The organism is Mucilaginibacter sp. (assembly GCF_964263795.1).
GTDB lineage: Bacteria > Bacteroidota > Bacteroidia > Sphingobacteriales > Sphingobacteriaceae > Mucilaginibacter.
The window spans coordinates 32,979-53,301 of sequence record NZ_CAXVWK010000058.1 but is presented as its reverse complement, the minus strand read 5'-3'; the positions used below and the strand labels follow the sequence as shown (position 1 = coordinate 53,301).

Here is a 20,323-nt window from a genome sequence, read left to right as displayed (position 1 = left end):
TCGATAGATAATTAATTGATGAATTATATCGATCTCCTGTTAATTGCTATTATACTGATTTCGGCGTGGACCGGAATAAGGCAGGGCTTTATCAATTCGGCTGTTGGTTTATTATCATGGGTGGCAAGTTTGGCGCTTGCATTTTTAGCTTACAAACCTATCGCCGCGCTGTTTCATATAGCCATGCCTTCGGCAGGGTTTTGGTTGCCGCCATTTTCGTTTCTGGTAAGTATCACATTGGCAAAACTGGTTATTGATGCCGCAGCAACATGGTTGTTAAAGCGGTTACCCGCTGGTGCACACAAAACGTTTGCTAACAAAGCAATGGGAATTATCCCGGGTGTTATTACCGGCATTATTTTGACGATGATGCTGGCTGCGGTATTATTGCTGGTTCCGTTTACTAACCGGGTATCGCATGAAACACGTAACAGCCTGCTTGCAAACCGCCTTGCCGAACGGGTGAGTTGGCTGGATGATTCCCTCTCTCCTGTTTTTGCAGAAGCGCTTAACCGTACCGTATCAAAATCAACAGCTGCTGTAAATAATGAGCACGACGCCAAACTGCCTTTTAGAGTAATAAATGCCGATACACGGCAAGATCTGGAGGCGGAGATGCTGGTGTTAGTAAATAAGGAGCGCGCTGCCTATAAATTGCAACCGCTTAAGGCCGACCCTGCTATGGCAGTTGTGGCCCGGAAACATTCGGCAGACATGTTTGCACGTAGCTATTTTTCGCACTACACGCCTGAAGGGGCTGATCCATTTGCCCGAATGAGAAAAAATAAAATAACCTTTTTAACAGCCGGAGAAAACCTGGCGCTGGCGCAAACCCTTATCATGGCACATAATGGATTGATGAATTCGCCCGGTCATCGGGCAAACATTTTAAACCCCAACTTTGGGCGACTGGGGATAGGTATTTTAGATGGCGGGGTATACGGCCTGATGATCACTCAGGAATTCCGGAACTGATCTACCCTAAAAAACAAACGGCAGGCCTTGCAGCCTGCCGTTCTTAAAGTTTTACTGCGATTACCATGGCGTTACACCATAATCGCTAAAGTACTTGCCGGTTGGGCCATCGGCATCAATCATCGCGTACCGGGCAATTGGTGCCGCGCCTTCCTGAACCGTTTTATAGCCTTGATTATTGTTAAAATCTGTTGCGGTATAGCCAGGATTTACTGCGTTTACTTTAAACTTATTTCCTAATTCATAAGCAACTGCAATTGTATAATTATTCAGGGCCGATTTCGACGGGCCATAGGCAGCGGTTTTCACTTCGTAATGCCTCCAGGTTGGGTCGCTGTGCAGTGTTAAAGATCCTAAATCGGATGTTACGTTAACTATCCTTGGGTTTACTGCATTTTGCATCAACGGCACAAACGCCTTTGTTACCCGTGCAACACCAAAAAGGTTTACTTCAAAAACATTCCTGAACGTTTCTATTGATGTACTTAAGACAGGCTGAGGAATGCTGCCCGGAATACCTGCATTGTTGATCAGCACATCCAGATGGTCTATGCGTTTTGCAAGATCCTGATATGCCTGCTCTACCGACTCATCGCTGGTAACATCTATCACTAATACTTCGGCATCAGTGAGGCCTTCGGCTTTTAACGCCTCAACAGCCTTTTCTCCGTTGCTTTTATCGCGGGTGCCTATAAACACATGGTAGCCTGCGCCTATTAGTTGCCGTGCGGTTTCCAGCCCAATACCTTTATTGGCGCCGGTTATCAATACTGTTTGTTTTTCCATAAATCAAAGGTAGGCTTAGTGGGTTAACATGCTGCTGCACATAGCAGGGCATTACCTGTACATTTCACGGATTTGCATGCGGTAGGCTGCAGGGGTAGTATCAACCAGTCGTTTAAAAAAGCGGTTAAAGTAAGCGGCATCTTCAAAGCCCAGCTCGTCGGCTATTTGTTTGATGGATAACTCTGTATGTAATAAACGCCTTTTGGCCTCTACCGCTAATCGGTTATGAATATGGCTGATAGCGGTTTTGCCGCTTTGTTGCTTAATAACATCGTTTAAATAACCGGGCGATAAATTGAGCAAATTTGCAAAAGCAGCTACTTCATGCGTTTCGGTGTGATGGTCGCTAATTAATTGCTGATATTTTTTTAGCAGGCAGTAGTTTTGGGTAATGCATGTTTCGCCAAACTGTTCGGTGTATAAACGACTTAAATAAATAACCAGTACGCGCAGTAAAGAGGTAAGCATTTGATTACGCCAGTCACCGCCATTGTTGAATTCAGACAGCATTTTATACATAATGTCTTTAACAAAGATCCTATCTGCCTCGTTCAATACAAGCTCATGCCCGCCGGCCGGGTTTTGGATAATGGGCAACTGCCTTAGTGCCCGGTTTTCATCCAACTGCAAAAACTCATCTGTAAAATTAAGTACAAGTCCCTTCATCGGGCAAACCTCTTCTTTAAGGTGCACTTGTTGGAGCACTGTAAAATAGAAATTATCCGGCTTTACAGTGTAAGGCACGTCATCTATCCAATGCCGGCTACTGCCCTGCTCAACAAACGCAAACAGGTAATAGTCTTTACGATGAGGCATCAAAAATCCATCCTCTATGATGGCCTCGATACCCTCCGCCTCACGAATTTCAATCATAGACGGATTCCCTTCCACATCAAAAAGTTTATAATGAGGAATGACGACTTTTTCTGGAGTTGTTAGCGTAGGCATTTAACAAATATAGATGAATGCAGATAACCGGACTATCACGTTAGTGTAACAAGAAAAGCAGCTGATCACATCAGTTCGCCGTCCTTTTTTACATGGTAGGTTTTATAGGCCATATAATAGAGCAGTATGGTGGGCACCGCATAAAACATCGCCCCTTGTGCTTTTACGTTCGGATAAGCCGATATCACCTCATACACCAGTAAGGCCAGGGCGACTGTACCACCGATGAAATATAGATAAAAGAATTTGCCGCTCATATCTTCTTTATTTCTTTTTAATGGTTTTTGTTTTTTCAGCTACAGCAACCGGTTTTTGGGCAATGCGTTTAAATACAGCCGCGCCAAGCGGTGGTGTAGTGATGGATATGGAATTATCCTTACCGTGCCATGCCTCGGGTTCTGATGCTATGGCGTCATAATTGATCAAACCGCTTCCCCAGAATTTGGAATTGTCGGAGTTAAAGATCTCCTGCCATTCACCGGCCGCCGGCACACCAATACGGTAGTTATAATGCACCACAGGGGTCATGTTAAACACAATTACCAGATCGTTAGCACTATCTATCCCTTTACGGCTATATGCTATAACAGAATCATCCAGGTTACTGGCGTCTATCCATTCAAAGCCTGTCCAGTCGAAGCTTTTTTCATACAGCGCAGGTTCAGACCTGTAAAGGCGGTTAAGCTCCTTAACGGTTTCTTTCATCCCCTGATGGCTTTCATGCTGCAGCAGGTGCCAATCTAACGATTTCTGAAAATTCCATTCTCCGCTTTGTCCAAATTCGCTGCCCATAAACAGCAATTTGCTGCCGGGGTGTGTAAACATATAGCTGTACAACAAACGCAGGTTGGCAAAACGCTGCCAGCCATCACCAGGCATTTTGTTAATCATCGACCCTTTACCATATACCACCTCATCGTGAGAGAAGGGCAGCATAAAGTTTTCGGTGAAGGCGTAAATCAAGCTGAAAGTAAACTGGTTTTGATGGTACCTGCGATAGATAGGATCATGGGAGAAGTAGTCGATGGTATCGTGCATCCAGCCCATCATCCATTTCATCCCGAAGCCCAATCCGCCGGTGTACACCGGGCGGCTTACGCCTGCAAAAGAGGTCGATTCTTCTGCAATGGTTTGCACATCCGGGAAGTTGCCATAAACAGCGGCGTTAAATTCCTTCAGGAAAGATATTGCTTCCAGGTTTTCGTTACCGCCAAATATATTAGGGTCCCACTCTCCGTGGTTGCGAGAATAATCAAGATATAGCATGGATGCCACGGCATCTACCCGTAAACCGTCGATATGATACCGCTCTAACCAAAACAAAGCATTACTGATTAGGAACGCGCGAACTTCGTTGCGGCCATAGTTAAATATAAATGATTTCCAATCCGGATGAAATCCCTTCTTCAGATCGGCATGCTCGTAAAGGTGCGTACCATCAAAATTATACAACCCGTGCAGATCGCCGGGGAAATGCGATGGTACCCAATCCAGTAGCACACCGATCCCGGCTTTATGGAATTCTTCTATCAGAAACATCAGGTCTTGCGGGGTGCCGTACCTGCTTGATGCGGCAAAAAAACCGGTGATCTGATAACCCCAGCTTGGATAATAAGGATGCTCCATTATCGGCATAAACTCTACATGAGTAAAGCCCATTTCCTTAACATAAGGAACCAATGTAACCGCCAGTTGACGATAGCTCAAAAACTCTTCCGGGCTTTCGGGGCTGCGGGCCCACGAGCCAATATGCATTTCATAAACCGAATAAGGTTTATCCAGCGCGGTGTATTTATAACGTTCGGCCATCCATTGCTTATCATCCCACTCGTAGTAGGTATCGGCAACGATAGAGGCCGTGTGCGGCGGCAATTCCCAGCGCAAAGCAAACGGGTCTGCCTTCTCCAAGTCTTCACCAATTGATGATTTAATATAATATTTATAGGTTTCGCCCACGCCCACATGCGGAATAAACCCCTCCCAAATGCCCGATGCATCCCAGCGGTAATTCATCGTGTGCGAACCTTTATTCCAGCCGTTAAAATTACCTATTACAGATACGTATTGTGCGTTAGGCGCCCAAACGGCAAAGTAGGTACCTACAACGCCTTTATGCTCCACCACATGCGATCCCAACTTTTCATAAAGCTTGTAGTGCTTACCTGATTTAAACAGATCGATATCAAAATCCGTAAACCGGCTGTACGGCTCAACAGCGTTTAACTGGTTATTTGGAACTATAGCAGCTTCAGAAGCCGGCGCTTTTTTCCCGACAACTTTTTTTTCGGCCGGGGCTTTTTTACCGGTAGCTTTTTTTGATACTGTTACCTCATCAGCTTCGGGCCAGGTAGCTTTATCGCTCTTTGCCTTGGTTTCTTTTTTCGTCTTTATTGGTTTCGACTCGTTAAGATCTGCAGCGGATATTTTGATTTGCTTTGCCATAGTGAGGTAGCGTTTGAGCGCCAAGGTTAATTGGTGTCAGGATATTCCTGTTGTTCAAATATATCATTAATGAACATACAATACGGGCAGATGTTTACTAAAAGACAAAAGAGGGCTGCAAGATTTTAACCTTCAGGAGTTAGCGTTCAAGCTATAGCGGACTACCGGGTTAGGTTAACTGCCAAAATGTTCTTTGTCATTTACTATCGGCCTGCCCTAACGAAAACCAGTTACCAGAATCGTCTTTAAACAGCGCTTCAAAGCCATAAAACTCTTTTGTTGGCGGTTTGGTAAACTCCACCCCTTTTGCCTGCAACTCCTCATAAGTAGCCTGCAGATCTTTACATTCAAAAACGCCGAAACCAAACGTACCCTTGCTTACTAACGCACGCATTTGCTCCGCAGCATCGCCTTTAAACATCATTCCCTCTGTAATTGCCATCAGGGTGATCTCCAGGTCGGGCTGCTCCGGCGGGCATACGGTTAACCAGCGCATACCCGGCCCCATAGTTGCATCGGTATGTACTTTAAAGCCTAATTTATTTACATAAAAGTCGAACGCACTGTCTTGATCCAGCACAAAAATGCTCACGTGGTTTAGTTTGGTAATCATATCAATTTCTTTTAAACAAATATGCCCATCAAACATCAATTTAACTTATTGAAAATTGCTATTATTTTAGCCAGCCATTTCTTTCCGCAAAGCAATTTGGGATAAATTTAAGAGGCAGCTGTTCAATTTGCCTTAGCCTCTCCACCTTGTTGTACTGGTATTGTGCAGGCGATTGCCCGGTAACACGTTTGAACAAAGTTGTAAAAGTGCTGATGCTTTCAAACCCGATAGCATAACACACATCGGCCACGGCCACCCCATTTTGTAAAAGCATTTTGGCCTTATCCATCCTTACCCTGTTCAAATATTGATGTGGGGTATATCCGTAAGCGCTCTTAAAGATTCTGACAAAGTGAAATTTAGAAAAGAATGCCCTTCCAGATATCTCGTCCAGATCGATAGAACGGTTATAATTAATATCGATAAATTGCTTGGCATTGCAAACCCGCCGGTATAGATATGTTCGTGTATGAGTTGCCATGCTATCACAAATAAGTAAAAAGGCCCGGTTTAAGGGGCCTGTATGCTATTTGAATATTTCTATCAACTTAAAGTTTTTAGGGAATTTAAATTCGTAGGTGTCATCTGGGTTAGCAGTAATGCTGGTAATATCCTTACCATCTGCCACCACTTTTAAAGGTTTAAACGGCAGGCCGTTGATCTTAAAATGGTAACCTTCATAACGTGGGGTGTACAAACCTTCCATACTTTGTTGGATGCTCAGTTTATCGGCCGTGCCTTTTACCACAAATTTTTTCTCCAGGTAAATATCCTGCTCGTATGCAAATGTTTCGCCGTAATCCTCAAACAAGAACGAATTTACCTCGTAGCTGCTGTAAAATACATTCAGCTTTACCTCTTCTATTTCACGCTCGCCAGTGTATTGCATCACCGGATATTCGGGGATTACCGAGCCGGCCTTTACAAACATCGGGATGATATCCAGCGGGGTCGGCACAACCAATTCTTTCCCACCCTCTGCAACTTCCAGGTTCCACCAGTTATACCAGGTGCCTTTCGGAAGGTACACTTTGCGGCTCTGCTGACCAGGTTCCAGAACCGGGCAGATCAGTATTTTATCGCCATACGTAAATTCATCCTGGCGGAAATGGTTAGCCATGGTATCCTGCTCAAGCATAACTACCGGCCGTAAAATAGGGAAACCATATCTGTGATGCTCCCAAAATGCCGAGTATAAATATGGGATAAGCCGGTAACGTAATTCAATAAATTTACGGTTGATGCTGGTGAACGGCTCGCCGAAACTCCATGGTTCGCGCTCCTTAGTATCACCAGCAGAGTGCGCGCGCATAAACGGAGAAAAAGTTCCCATCTGGATCCAGCGAGTAAACAATTCGCCATCTGGTTCGCCGCTAAAGCCGCCGATATCCGTACCGCAGAATGAAATACCGGAGATAGACAAGCGCTGTAACTGGATGTTACCTATCTTAAGGTGCTCCCACGATGCCACGTTATCCCCCGTCCAAACAGACGAATAGCGTTGTACGCCCGAGTAGCCCGCACGGGTAATGGTGAACGGGCGCTTATTTTTCATTTGTTTACGCAACCCTTCATAAGTGGCACGTACCATTTGCATACCGTAAACGTTGTGCGCTTTACGGTGCGAGCCGCGGTAACCATCATATTGGTGGCGCACATCGTCCGGAAAAGTACCTGAGCCAAACACCGCCGGCTCGTTCATATCGTTCCAAACGCCGGCAACACCGGTCTCTACCAATTCATCGAACAGGTCGCCCCACCAGGCGCGAACTTCGGGGTTGGTAAAATCAGGAAATTGGCAGCGGCCCGGCCATACGTGGCCCTCCATAAAATAATCATCACTGCGTCGGCAAAAATAGCGTTTCTCCTTTCCTTCTTTAAACACCGAGTAATTGTCATCCACCCGGATGCCCGGATCGATAATCACAACGGTTTTAAACCCTGCGGACGCCAGCTCGGCAATCATCTTTTTTGGGTTAGGGAAATATTTAGGGCTCCAGGTAAAGCACCGGTAGCCATCCATATAGTCGATATCCAGGTAAATACCATCGCACGGGATCCTGTTCTGACGAAAACCGTTTGCAATTACTTTAACCTTATTTTCGGGATAGTAGCTCCAGCGGCACTGGTGGTAACCCAGCGCCCAAAGCGGCGGCATAGGGTGTGTCTCGGTCAGGATGTGGTAATTCTTCACCACATCCATCATATGCGGCCCATGGATGTAATAATATTGCAGTTCGCCCCCATCTGCCCAAAAACTGGTTTTGGTGCTATCTTCGGCCCCAAAATCAAAATGGGCTTTAAAAGTATTGTCAAAAAATATTCCGTGAGCAATGCCCTCGCTTACGCTGATATAAAAAGGGATAGCCCGGTAAAGCGGGTCCTGGTTAAAACCGTATGAATAGGCATCGGTATTCCAGTTGGTAAGGCGTTTGCCGCGCAGGTTTAGCTCGGTAGCTTTATCACCCAGGCCAAAAAAGTTTTCCTGATCGGCGCAGGTTTTAGTGCAGAACACATAGTAACCGCCAAATTGGGTATTCTCTTCCCAGTGCATCGGCTTGGCATCGCTACTGGTAACATGATCGTCCTTATCAGAAAAAGAAATAAAGAAATCATCCTTACGGATATGGCAGTTAATGGCTGTTGTGCTCACCCTGAATTCCTGCTCGTTTTCCAGCAGAGTGAACTCCACCTTTTTAGCAGGCAGTTTGGGCACCGCGTAAGAAAAATCGTCCAGGAATACGCTGTGCGGCGCCAGTCTGATCCGAATGATCTCGGCACTCACCACCACGACCTCCACACTGGCATCGCCATCTGTAAAGTAGAATTTATTCCCCACCTGCTCGGCATGATTGGGTGTGCCCAGATATTTTTTTACAATGGGTTTAATCCCGTCGGCAGGGTTATTTAAGTGGTGAAACTCTTCATCTTCCATCAGCTCATCAGCTTCTAAAAGCTTGGCAGTCAAAAGTTCGGGGTTTGGATTAGGTACGTTTGATTCCATAAAAATTCAATATTCTACACTTAGTCAGCTTTTATCAGCTATTTAAAGTGCGCTTACCTGATATCGGCTACACGTTACAACAGCTAATAAACGATTTATTAACGATAATGTCATCTATTATTGAGCCAAAACCAGCCGGATGATGAATTTAGAAAATAATTACAAATTTAGCAATAAGCCATTCGCGGCTCCGATAATTATCTCAACGCCCGCGTTTACGTCAGCCGTATTAAATACCTGCCCGGATAACAGATCGGCAAACTTTACCGCACCGGTTAAACCAAATTCAGTGATTAGTTCACCGGGAATTTTAACGGTTATCGTTCGCTGCTGTCTGCTAAAATTAACGGCTACCAGTACTCGTTGTAAAGCGGTGTATCGTATGTAAAAATACAGTGAGGTATCAAACCCAGGCTGGCTTTCATTCGCTATCATCAACTCATAAAAAGCACCGTTACACAGGGCATCATTATTCTTAACGGTGTTTAGCAGTTTGCTGTAAAAGCCACGCAATTCAGATTGTTGTGCCGATAGCTGTCCGCCATCATACTTACCGCCGTTAACCCATTTTTGGAATTCGGGCATTGCCCAGTAGTCGAAAATGGTCGTACGGCCATCATCCCCGCTAAAACCGCATTCGCCTGAAGCAGGCTCACCAACCTCCTGACCCGAATAGATCATGACCGGGCCGGTATTAAGCGTGGCGCTTACGATCATACCCGGAATAGCCAACAGCGCATCGCCGGCAAATTGCTTACTGGCTATGCGCTGCTCATCATGGTTTTCCATAAAGCGCAGCATGTGCTTGTCTATGCCGCGGGTATGGTTGTTCCACACATCATTGATCTGCCAGGCGCTTGCGCCAGGCTCGTTACAGGTTAACCTGCGAATAGCATCGTAAAGCCCTACTTTATCGTACAGGTAATCAAACCCGCCGTTTTGAATGTAAATGTTATACTGATTTTTATCGTAGGCTTCGCCGATGAAGATGAGGCCCGGGTATATTTGTTTCAACTGCGGAATCAGCCAGGCCCAAAACTCGACAGGCACCATTTCGATCATGTCACACCGAAAACCATCTACGCCCATATTTGCCCAGTACCTTAAAATGTGCAGCATCTTTCCCCAAAGCGGCGGCGGCCCATCAAAATGGCATTTGTGCCCGTCCAAATAATAAACGCCGTGATTCAGCTTAATGGTCTCGAACCAATCGTTAATTGACGGTGCAGGGTTAAACACATCGTTCCCCGTAGCTTTAGCCGGGAACTCATGAAACTTACCATCCTTCAGCGGTGATGCAAATTCATCGCCGCCCGGGTTATAACCGCCGGGAACCACGAATGGGTATCCCGGCATATAATAGAAATCGTTGTCTGGCGAAAAGTGCAGGGTATTGTCATCGTCTTCGCCAATATCGCTCACGCCATCGGGTTTCACATCCGATGCGTAGGTACGCGCCACGTGGTTAGGCACAAAATCAATGATCATCTTCATACCATTTTGATGTGTGCGGCCTATCAGTTCTTTAAATTCGCTGATGCGGAATTCTTTGTCGTCGGCCAGATCGGTAGCGATATCGTAATAATCTTTAATGGCATAAGGTGAACCCGCCCTGCCCTTTACCACATCCGGATCATCCGGCGTAATGCCATTGGCAGAATAGTCGGTCATGGTAGCATGTTCGATAACCCCGGTGTACCATACATGACTAAAACCCATTTTAGCGATTTCCTGTAGGGCGGTATCGGTAATATCTTTAAGCTTGCCAACGCCGTTTTCCTCAATGGAACCATAAATTTTATTGGTGGTATTGGTATTGCCGAACAGGCGAGGAAGAAGTTGGTAGATGATGAGCTTATTGTTGGTAGACATGTTTGTTTTGTTAGTATTAGATTCGGCTCTATCTTTTATTACCATTAAAATATTCTGCTGAATGTCTTTCATGATCCAGGTAGCCCAAATGCCGGCATAAAAGTTAAAAGTTGTGTTTAATTGAAATGAACTGGATAGCTTTAGCTTATAATGTTCAGTGTCGATCTGCTCCAACTGATAGGTACCTTTTAAAACATTGAAAAATTCACCCCCTATTACAATATGCTCGTCCATGGTGGTTGAGGGAATATCATAAGGGTTAGCATGTATAGTGAAGCTCATTTCTTTTTGATCTTCATATTGAGTCACTAATTCATCAAATATTAACCCCTTGTCGAAAATTGCTTTACGTTTACCGCCTACGGCATTTTTATCCAATTCAGCTTTTACAGGTCGCGGAAAGCCCAATGATCTGGTGAATACTGCTTTGTCCTGCCGCTCGTCAATTGCCCTTACTCTGGTAACATTGTCCCATATCCGTTGTTTGGGTGCAGAAATGACAATTTCAGTGTAAGCGCTAAATTTACCTGGTATAGCACCTATCATCATTTCGATTGGTGATAATGCAAAAGGTAGCAAAACGACTAAAGAAACTAGTAAACTGTCGTTTCTTGATCTTTTAATTTTTATATATCGAGCAGTAAGCCCGCCGAGTGCAGACGCTATGAAGAAAATCGGCAATACCATTATCCAACAAGCAATACCTTCTATTGAAAATAAAATCGTTAGCAAAAAAAAAGCAAATATGGGTAGCGCTGACATTGCCACAGCGGCAATCTTTGTTTTAACGTTTTCTAACCTGGTGAAGAAAACTGTTAAAAAACCTACAGCATATGGCATCAATATTAAAAACGACATGGACATCACATTGAAAAGTTCCTTTAACGTCTTAATACCAAATATTCCTCTGACTACAAATGCAAAAAATAGAGCAATTATAAAACCTGAAAGGATAAATTTAAGCTTACTCATTTCGATATGTTTATAATCAACTCTCCATCACCGTTTATTCCATGTCCCTCTCCGTTAACTCTAACCTTAACATGCTGCTTAGAGGTATTCTCAATCTTCAACCCTTCCTTACTGACCCGTATCTTCAATAACGCCCCTCTAAACCCAACCTGGAAAGAGAATGCCTCCCACTTATGTGGCAACAATGGGTTAAACGATAACATATCATCCCTTACCCGCATGCCACCGAAACCTTCTACTACGCTCATCCAGGTGCCGGCCATCGAGGTGATGTGGCAGCCATCCTCAGTATCGTTATTGTAATCGTCGATATCTAATCGGCTTGTGCGCAGGTAAAACTCATAGGCCCGGTCAATATCGCCTAATTTACAGGCTAAGATAGAATGCACACAAGGCGATAAGGACGACTCATGCACCGTCCGTGGTTCGTAAAAATCGTAGTTGCGGCGTATGGTTTCCAGATCGTGATCATCCTCAAAAAAGTAAAGCCCCTGCAATACATCAGCTTGTTTAATAAAAACCGATCGCAGGATCCTGTCCCAACTCCATTTTTGCACCAGTGGGCGCTCCGCTGCGGGAAGATCCTTTACTAAGATCTGCTCTTTGTCCAGGTAACCGTCCTGCTGTAAAAAGATGCCTAACTGCTCATCTTTCGGCAGGTACATTTTAGTGATGATATCAGTAAACATTGCCGTTTCCTTTTCTTCGTTAAAGGCAACTTTGCTGACCAAAGCATTGTATTTACTTACATCGGCTGCTTTTACTTTTTCGATTACCGCTAATGTAAACTTCAAACACCAAACGGCCATTGTACTGGTGTACCAGTTGTTATTTACATTGTTCTCGTACTCATTTGGACCGGTCACACCCAGCATCACATACTGCCCCTTTGCTGCCGACCAGGTGATACGCTGCGCCCAAAAGCGGGAAATGGCAATAAGCACCTCCAATCCATAATCAGCTAAATAACTTTCATCACCGGTGTAGCGGGCATAATTAAAAATGGCGTATGCAATTGCCCCGTTACGATGGATTTCCTCAAAGGTGATCTCCCATTCGTTATGGCATTCGGTACCATCCATAGTTACCATGGGATACAGGGCGGCACCATCTTTAAAGCCTAGTAGTTTAGCATTATCTATTGCTTTGCCCAATTGCTTATAGCGGTATAGCAACAGGTTACGGGCAACTTTGGCATCGGCAGTGGCTAAGTAAAACGGCACGCAATAAGCTTCAGTGTCCCAGTAGGTACTGCCGCCGTATTTTTCGCCGGTGAAGCCCTTAGGGCCTATGTTCAATCGGTCATCTTCGCCAGTGTAGGTTTGATTAAGCTGGAAGATGTTAAAGCGAATGCCCTGCTGCGCCGCCGCATCGCCCTCAATTATAATATCGTTCTGTTTCCATTTATCCGCCCATGCGGCGGCTTGCTCGGCCAGCATGGTATCGAATCCTTTTTTACTTACACTTTCGACTCTCTCGAGCGCCATAGCCGAGAGATCTGCGGCATCGTGATTTTGCGACGACAGATTAGCGGCATACTTGACCAGACTAACGGGACGGCCTTTTTGCACTTGAAGCGTAAGTTCGGCCGCGATGAACTTTTCCTTTTGTATCGGTGTTGATTCAAATGGCATCGGTTTGCCATCCTGTAGCAATTGAATTTTCATAGCAGTAGCTACCTCAAAACCGGTCATTTTAGTACGCAGCTGTACACAGCCTTTGTCACTACTGATTTGCTTGCTTACTTCGTCCCAAAACTTTTCATTGTAGTTGCTATCCTTGTTTGCAATGTCACCATCAATGTATGGAGTAAACGTAACATGACTGTCAAAATTCAGCGCGCTGATGGTGTAGCTGATGGCCCCGCATTCGTCATCAGCCATGCTGCAAAAACGGATGGCCTCTACCGCTATTTCCTTACCTGAAGGTGTTTTAGCATGAAAGTTCCGTTTCAGATACCCGTCCTGCATATTTAACTCGCGCCTAAAGCTAAGCACTTGGCATTTAGCAAGGTCCAGTTGCTCATCGCCTATTTTAACGTCGATTCCAATCCAGTTAGCCGCATTCAATACCTTGGCAAAGTACTCAGGATAACCGTTTTTCCACCACCCCACCCGGGTTTTGTCGGGATAGTATACACCGGCCACATAATTACCTTGGAGCGTATCGCCGCTGTAAGCTTCCTCGAAGTTTGCCCGCTGCCCCATCCGGCCGTTGCCCAGGCTAAAAACGCTTTCGGCAACCTTATTATAGTGCGGATCAAAACCCTCTTCGATGATCTTCCACTCGTCTACTTTAAAATATTGTTTCATGCGGATGTGCAGCGTTAGTTTGGCTAAAATAAGATAGTTTTTTAAATATCGTTTCACCTTGTTTAAAGGAGTTTTTTGGCCCGGAGAGTTATCGGCGGCCTTGCAGTAGAGCACAATCGACTCACCCCAGCCCCTCTCTGCTCCGCAAAGAGGGGTGGTACTTTCTCACCCTCTTTCCGCTTGCGGAGAGAGGGTCGACGGGCGAAGCCCCTGGTCGGGGTGAGTCATCGCCGGCTTTGCAAACCCTTGCATCTTACAACTTTTACCTCTACCTTGCGGCTACCTATGGAAAATTCTGTACTTGTTATTGGTGCCGGTGCTGCGGGACTAATGGCTGCCCATGCCCTTTGCAAAGCAGGTAAAAAGGTTACCGTGCTGGAGGCGCGCAACCGAACGGGTGGCCGTATTCATACCTTAAGCGACACCTCCTTTTTTAAACAGACCGAACTGGGTGCCGAATTTATTCATGGTGACCTGCCGGTTACCCTTGACTTGCTCAAAGAGGCCAGCCTGCCTTTTCGCAGCGCCAATGCCGAAATGTGGCGGTTTCAAAAAGGTGAATTTAAAGAGAACGGTATGATCATCGAGGACTGGGAACTCCTGACCGACCGGCTCAACGAATTGACAGAGGATACCAACATTTACGATTTCCTGCAGAAGGAGTTTGGGGGAGAAAAATATCAAACTTTAACAACTGCCGTATGGCATTATGTATCCGGCTATGATACTGCCGACCCGCGCAATGCCAGCGCTTTTGCGCTCCGTAACGAGTGGCAGCACGAAGATGTAGAAGCCCAGCACCGGGTGGATGGCGGCTATTGCTCAATTATCAGCTACCTGTGCAACAGCTGCAAAAAACACGGAGGTGACGTTTTACTCAATTCTGTAGTGCAGCAAATTGAGTGGGCAAACGGACAGGCTAAAGCTATTTGCAGCGATGGTGCTGTTTACCAGGCCGGGCAGGTACTGATCGCAATGCCCCTTGGTGTGCTGCAAGCTACTAATGGCGAAATAGGCGCTATAAACTTTACGCCGCAAATACCCGAATATACTGCTGCCATACAGCAAATGGGTTTTGGGGCAGTAATTAAGATCCTGCTGGAATTTAAAAGCAGTTTCTGGTTGGATGAAAAGTCGCGCAGAATGGCGGGCAGGGATATCGATAAAATGGGCTACCTGTTTAGCGATGAAGAGATCCCAACCTGGTGGGCACAAACGCCCGACAAGTCTAACGTGCTTACCGGCTGGATAGGTGGCCCGGCAGCGCAGGAAAAGACCAATAACCCGGACAACGAAATTCTGGAGCAGGGCCTGCGATCGTTGGCAAATATTTTTAAGCGTGACATTAACGACCTGAAGGCCATGTTAATAGCAAGGCGAGTTATGAACTGGACAGCCGACCCGTTTACCCGTGGCTCTTACGCATACGATACGGTGCAGGCGCCCCAGGCACGCAAGCTGTTAAACACACCGATAGATAACACGCTGTTTTTTACGGGCGAATACTTGTATGAAGGAACAGCTATGGGCACCGTAGAGGCCGCGCTGACAAATGGGTTAGATGCTGCAAGGAAAATGTCGCTGTGAAGTATAAAGACTTGATGATATTTGTGGTCTGCTGAATGATACTCCAGGCGTTTTCCGGGAGCCATAATTTGTGCTAAAAAAGTGAACAAAGGTTAACAAAGGTTTACACTTTTTTCAAACTTTTTAATTAAAACGGTGGAAATCAATAGCTTGCAAAAAGCGTGGGTTAACATGAAATCCTCCTGAAAACAGACGGCTAGAAAGATATTTGGAGTATCTGGTATTGAATTTAAACCGCCTGCCCTGCCAGTAAATAAAGTACGGCCATACGGATGGCTACTCCGTTCTCTACCTGGTCAAGAATGATGGATTGTTTGCTGTCGGCTACATCGCTGGTAATCTCAACGCCGCGATTTATTGGGCCGGGGTGCATTACCGTTATCTCTTTATCCAAACCGTCAAGTATCTGCTTATTTAAACCGTAAAGCATGGTGTATTCCCTTAACGATGGGAAGTATTTGATGTCCTGCCGCTCCAGTTGGATACGCAGCATATTGGCTACATCGCACCAATTGAGGGCTTTTACCAGGTTATGCTCAACCTTAACCCCTAACGAGCCAATGTATTTTGGGATGAGCGTAGTGGGCCCGCATACCATTACCTCGGCACCCAATTGTTTAAGGCAAAGTATGTTTGAAAGCGCTACGCGCGAGTGAAGGATATCGCCTACTATCACTACTTTTTTACCGGCTACATCGCCATAACGCTCGCGGATAGAAAAAGCATCCAGCAGCGCCTGTGTGGGGTGTTCATGTGCACCGTCGCCGGCGTTCACTATCTGTGCCTTTACATGTTTGGAAAGGAAGATGCCCGCGCCCGCATACGGGTGGCGCATTACCACCATATCTACCTTCATGGCCAGGATATTATTTACCGTGTCTATCAGCGTTTCGCCTTTGCTTACCGATGATGATGATGCCGCAAAGTTGACCACATCTGCAGACAGCCTTTTTTCGGCAAGCTCAAAAGACAAACGGGTACGGGTAGAGTTCTCAAAGAAAATATTGGCAATAGTTACGTCCCGTAAAGACGGTACTTTTTTTATTGGCCGGTTCAGCACCGTTTTAAAGTTATCGGCGGTTTCAAATATCAGTTCAATATCTGCCTTATTTAAATCCTTAATCCCCAATAAATGCCGTGTGCTTAATGCCATATATCTAAAATATCGAACAAATTATTAACCTATGTCATTGCGAGCGATAGCGCGGCGATCCCTTCGCGTACTCAGTGTTCATGTATCGCTATGAGATGCTTTGTGATACTCTTCGCGATAAATGTTTTACTATAAATTGTAATTCTTATTCCTTCGCTTCCGATACCAGTACAATCCTGTCTTCACCGTCGGTTTCCTTCCAGCTCACTACAACTTTTTGCGATGCGATCGAATCCACTTCTATGCCTACGTAGTCTGCAGCTACCGGGATATGGCGCGAGTAGCGCCTGTCTACCAGTGTCAGCAGCTCCACCTTCTCCGGCCTGCCGAATGCCTGCATTGCATCCATCGCCGCGCGGATGGTACGGCCGGTCCATAACACGTCGTCCATCATTACCACCTTTTTGCCTTCAATAATAAAATCGATCTTAGTTTGGTTAGGCACCAGCGGCGACCCATGCCTACGAAAATCATCGCGGTAAAAAGTAATATCCAGGTCGCCCTGTTGTATAGTGCTGCCCGGTAATATCTTGCGCAATTCTTCGGCAACACGTTTAGCCAGGTAAATACCACGTGGCTGGATACCGATTAAAACAGAACCGGAAAAGTCGTTATGATTTTCAATTAATTGCCGGCATAAACGCTGAATTGTTATCTGGAATTTTTTACCGTCGAGCAGCGTTAAATTTTGCATCGTATGGGTGGATTTGGGCAAAGGTAATTTTTTTTGCCGATTTGTGGAATAACCATCGCCCAAAATTGAAAATGCAAGCAAGGTTTGTTAAATTTAAGCCAACCATTAAACCTGCCCTACTTTATGCGGCCCTGTTTAAAAACCTTGTTGCTTACCCTTACATTACTTTTCAAAATAGTAACAGGTACTGCTTTTGCCCAAAACGCGGATACCCTATCTGTTAAAAGCTTAATTAAAAATGCGGAGAACTACTTCGCAAAAATGCCGGCAGAGAAGCTTTACCTGCAGTTAGATAAGCCTTATTACACTACAGGCGATACCATTTGGCTTAAGGCATATCTTTTTAACGCTGGTGATTATTCGGCGTCGCAGCTAAGCAATAAAGTATATGTAGAGCTAATTAACGATAGCAGCAGGGTGATCAACCGCTTTGCAGTTCCGCTGGTGTGGGGCCTGGGCGAGGGCAACCTGGTGCTTAATGATGTTACCGACGGTCAGTATCGCATCCGCGCCTATACAAACTGGATGCAAAATTTTGATAATGATCTTTTTTATTCAAAAGCTGTAGCTATCGGTGCGGCTTCGCCAAAGCTAAACTGGCTGATTGACCAGCAGCATACCCTTAGCAGCACCGCTACCGGTTATGAAACGAACCTTGCCCTGCGGCTAACCGATCTCAGCAAAATGCCGGTGGCCTACCGCGATGTTGAAGTGAAAGTGTTAGATGGCAAAAAAACCATTTATAAAGCCACAGTAGTAACGTCAGACGCCGGCGCGCTGTCGGCCAAATTTCAAATCCCCTTAAAAGCCACCGGCCAGAATTTATCTGTTTTGCTAACTGATAAACTAAGTAAGAATAAACTTGCCTTCCCGTTGGTGAACAATAACCTTGTTCAAAATATCGATATCCAATTTATGCCGGAAGGCGGCAACATCATCGGGGGCTTGCCGGGTAAGGTAGCATTTAAGGCCATTGGCGATGACGGGCTGGGCATAGATGTAAACGGCGATATACTTAATAATACAAGTGAAGTGGTAGCCCGGTTTCAATCTACACACCTGGGTATGGGTAGTTTTGTGCTGATGCCTGTTGCCGGGCAAAGTTACCGCGCAAGGGTCAAATTAAACGGCGGGCAAAAAGATTTCGCTTTACCGGCTGTCAGGACATCGGGCTTGACTTTAAAGGTTGATAATATTTCCAGCAAGGATTCGGTGTTTGTTTATATCAAAGCAACTGCAGATGTTGGCGCGGCAAAAAAGCTGTACAAATTAATAGCGCATGCTAAACAAGGGCTTTACTTTGGTGCCGTTTTTAACTTAAACGATGGATATACCAACATCCGCCTTAATAAAGACAGGTTTCCATCCGGCATTGTGTGCTTTACCATTTTAGACGGCCTTACCCCACTATGTGAGCGCCGCATTTTTGTTGACCGGGACGACCGGTTGCAGTTAGCTACATTGACCAACAAGCCTGCCTACAACTTTAAAGACAGTGTGGCGGTCAGCCTAAACGTTAAAGATCAGCATGGCAAACCGGTTGTGGCAAGTTTCTCTGCCGCTGTAACAGACGACAGCTACGTAACAAGCGATACTTATGGCGACAATATTGTAAGCAGGCTACTAATCACATCAGAATTAAAAGGTAACGTAGAACAGCCTGCCTGGTACTTTGCCGGTGATAATATCACAACGCAAACGGCCCTTGATAATTTACTGCTCACCCAGGGTTGGACAGGGTATGATTTTACTAAAAGCTTGCAACCCCTGTCACGCCCCAGGTTTGCGGCCGAGCCGGACAACCGGGTTACCGGCACCCTGCGCGGTTTGTTTAACAAGCCTCAAAAAAATGCCAAAATCAATATGTTTTCGTTAAGTAAAATGCATGGTTTGATGGTTTTTGACACACTTAGCAACGCAGCCGGAGAGTTTGAATTTAAACAATTGCCCATGCTTGATACGGTTGCCTATACCATAAGGGTTACTAATTCAAAGGGCAATGAATCAAATGCTACCATTACTTTAAATGATTTTCGCCCTGCAGATGTTGGCCTTTACCCCGCAATCAAAACCATGCCCTGGTATACCCGAGCCAATGACAGCTTAATGCTGAGGTATATTACCAGGCGCCAGGCAGCCAGCCCATATGGTAAAGACGATAAGTATGCAAAGGGTACACTTTTAAAAGAAGTGGTGATAAAGAGCCGAAAAATAGTTAATGAAGGGCGGTTTAACGGCTACGTAAAAAAGGAAATAGACGAAGCTGCTTTGGTAAAAGCCGGCAAAATGTCTTTGTATGATGTTATTTTGGCTAAAGACAAAACCTTTGGTTTACGCAATGCCTGGCGAAGTTCGGTTTTTGACAAGTTACGACTTTACCCAAATACCAATTACACTTTCGGCGCTGACCTGATAACCGACCTGGTGGTAGACGGTAACAGCGCGCAGGATATATTCGCCGAAGCGCAAACCGGCGATATAACCACTTACAGGGAATTCTTAAGTTCCTTTTTGCGCAGCCTGGGTGCCGATGATGTAAAGGATATTAAAATTGTTGAGGATTTTAGCTACTATATCATGATCACAACCCGCAGCGGCAAAGGCTTGTTCAGCAGGTCGTCGCCGGGCATTGTATTTTACAAGCCCGTGCCGTTATGCGCTGCGCTACAATTTTATCAGCCAAAATACCTTGTAAAAAATAATACGCCTTTGTTGCCCAGGCCAACTATCCATTGGGAGCCTAACCTGGTAACCGATAAAAATGGCAACGCAACCTTGTCGTTTTACGCTGCAGATAAGCCGGGGAGTTATACCTTAATTTTAGAGGGAGCAGATATGGCCGGCAACTTTGGCTATCACATTACCAGGATCAATATTGGTAACAAACAGCCGGCAGTAGCCAAAGCACCTGCAACTAAATAAATTACGCAAGCAAAAATAATCCACAAAAAAAGCCCTTCCGATT

At 45.5% G+C, this 20,323-nt stretch carries 15 protein-coding genes; 4 read left to right on the top strand and 11 right to left on the bottom strand.

What is annotated here, in order from left to right:
- Positions 1-18 precede the first annotated feature (18 nt).
- Positions 19-975: a CvpA family protein gene (locus tag ACE5CV_RS10990; RefSeq protein WP_374950219.1), complete on the top strand. Its 957-nt coding sequence runs from the start codon at positions 19-21 to the stop codon at positions 973-975.
- A gap of 60 nt (positions 976-1,035) precedes the next feature.
- Here ACE5CV_RS10990 and ACE5CV_RS10985 read toward each other — a convergent pair whose 3' ends face one another.
- From ACE5CV_RS10985 to ACE5CV_RS10950, 8 genes are all read right to left on the bottom strand, one after another.
- The gene (locus ACE5CV_RS10985; RefSeq protein ID WP_374950218.1) at positions 1,036-1,761 is read right to left on the bottom strand and encodes an SDR family oxidoreductase; all 726 of its coding nucleotides are present in this window, start codon (positions 1,759-1,761) and stop codon (positions 1,036-1,038) included.
- A gap of 51 nt (positions 1,762-1,812) precedes the next feature.
- Positions 1,813-2,709: a helix-turn-helix domain-containing protein gene (locus tag ACE5CV_RS10980; RefSeq protein ID WP_374950217.1), complete on the bottom strand. Its 897-nt coding sequence runs from the start codon at positions 2,707-2,709 to the stop codon at positions 1,813-1,815.
- A gap of 65 nt (positions 2,710-2,774) precedes the next feature.
- Complete coding sequence (locus ACE5CV_RS10975; protein WP_374950216.1) at positions 2,775-2,966, bottom strand: hypothetical protein; 192 nt, start codon at positions 2,964-2,966, stop codon at positions 2,775-2,777.
- Positions 2,967-2,973: 7 nt separating this feature from the next.
- Positions 2,974-5,151 (bottom strand): 1,4-alpha-glucan branching protein GlgB, encoded by a 2,178-nt coding sequence (gene glgB, locus ACE5CV_RS10970; protein WP_374950215.1) that lies wholly within the window; start codon positions 5,149-5,151, stop codon positions 2,974-2,976.
- Positions 5,152-5,347: 196 nt separating this feature from the next.
- The gene (locus tag ACE5CV_RS10965) at positions 5,348-5,764 is read right to left on the bottom strand and encodes a VOC family protein (protein ID WP_374950214.1); all 417 of its coding nucleotides are present in this window, start codon (positions 5,762-5,764) and stop codon (positions 5,348-5,350) included.
- 61 nt (positions 5,765-5,825) lie between these two features.
- Positions 5,826-6,245 carry a helix-turn-helix transcriptional regulator gene (locus ACE5CV_RS10960; RefSeq protein ID WP_374950213.1) on the bottom strand — a complete coding sequence of 140 codons (420 nt, stop codon included), beginning with the start codon at positions 6,243-6,245 and terminating at the stop codon, positions 5,826-5,828.
- A gap of 45 nt (positions 6,246-6,290) precedes the next feature.
- Positions 6,291-8,699, bottom strand: coding sequence for a glycoside hydrolase family 31 protein (locus tag ACE5CV_RS10955; protein ID WP_374950260.1), 2,409 nt, complete (start codon positions 8,697-8,699; stop codon positions 6,291-6,293).
- A 228-nt stretch (positions 8,700-8,927) separates the two neighbouring features.
- On the bottom strand, positions 8,928-11,189 hold the full coding sequence (locus tag ACE5CV_RS10950; RefSeq protein ID WP_374950212.1) for an alpha-amylase family protein: 2,262 nt from the start codon (positions 11,187-11,189) through the stop codon (positions 8,928-8,930).
- A 115-nt stretch (positions 11,190-11,304) separates the two neighbouring features.
- Here ACE5CV_RS10950 and ACE5CV_RS10945 point away from each other — a divergent pair, with 115 nt between their 5' ends.
- Positions 11,305-11,628, top strand: a complete 324-nt coding sequence (locus tag ACE5CV_RS10945) for a hypothetical protein (protein ID WP_374950211.1) — start codon at positions 11,305-11,307, stop codon at positions 11,626-11,628.
- Here ACE5CV_RS10945 and ACE5CV_RS10940 read toward each other — a convergent pair.
- On the bottom strand, positions 11,609-13,981 hold the full coding sequence (locus ACE5CV_RS10940) for a glycoside hydrolase family 65 protein (protein WP_374950210.1): 2,373 nt from the start codon (positions 13,979-13,981) through the stop codon (positions 11,609-11,611). The genes ACE5CV_RS10945 and ACE5CV_RS10940 overlap by 20 nt on opposite strands.
- Before the next feature lie 228 nt (positions 13,982-14,209).
- Between ACE5CV_RS10940 and ACE5CV_RS10935 the strand changes: the two genes are divergently transcribed.
- The gene (locus tag ACE5CV_RS10935) at positions 14,210-15,511 is read left to right on the top strand and encodes a flavin monoamine oxidase family protein (RefSeq protein WP_374950209.1); all 1,302 of its coding nucleotides are present in this window, start codon (positions 14,210-14,212) and stop codon (positions 15,509-15,511) included.
- Positions 15,512-15,740: 229 nt separating this feature from the next.
- Here the strand turns inward: ACE5CV_RS10935 and ACE5CV_RS10930 are convergent, their stop codons facing one another.
- On the bottom strand, positions 15,741-16,664 hold the full coding sequence (locus tag ACE5CV_RS10930; protein ID WP_374950208.1) for an aspartate carbamoyltransferase catalytic subunit: 924 nt from the start codon (positions 16,662-16,664) through the stop codon (positions 15,741-15,743).
- 145 nt (positions 16,665-16,809) lie between these two features.
- Positions 16,810-17,358, bottom strand: a complete 549-nt coding sequence (pyrR, locus tag ACE5CV_RS10925) for a bifunctional pyr operon transcriptional regulator/uracil phosphoribosyltransferase PyrR (protein WP_374950207.1) — start codon at positions 17,356-17,358, stop codon at positions 16,810-16,812.
- A 123-nt stretch (positions 17,359-17,481) separates the two neighbouring features.
- Here pyrR and ACE5CV_RS10920 point away from each other — a divergent pair, with 123 nt between their 5' ends.
- Positions 17,482-20,280, top strand: a complete 2,799-nt coding sequence (locus tag ACE5CV_RS10920) for a hypothetical protein (RefSeq protein WP_374950206.1) — start codon at positions 17,482-17,484, stop codon at positions 20,278-20,280.
- Positions 20,281-20,323 lie beyond the last annotated feature (43 nt).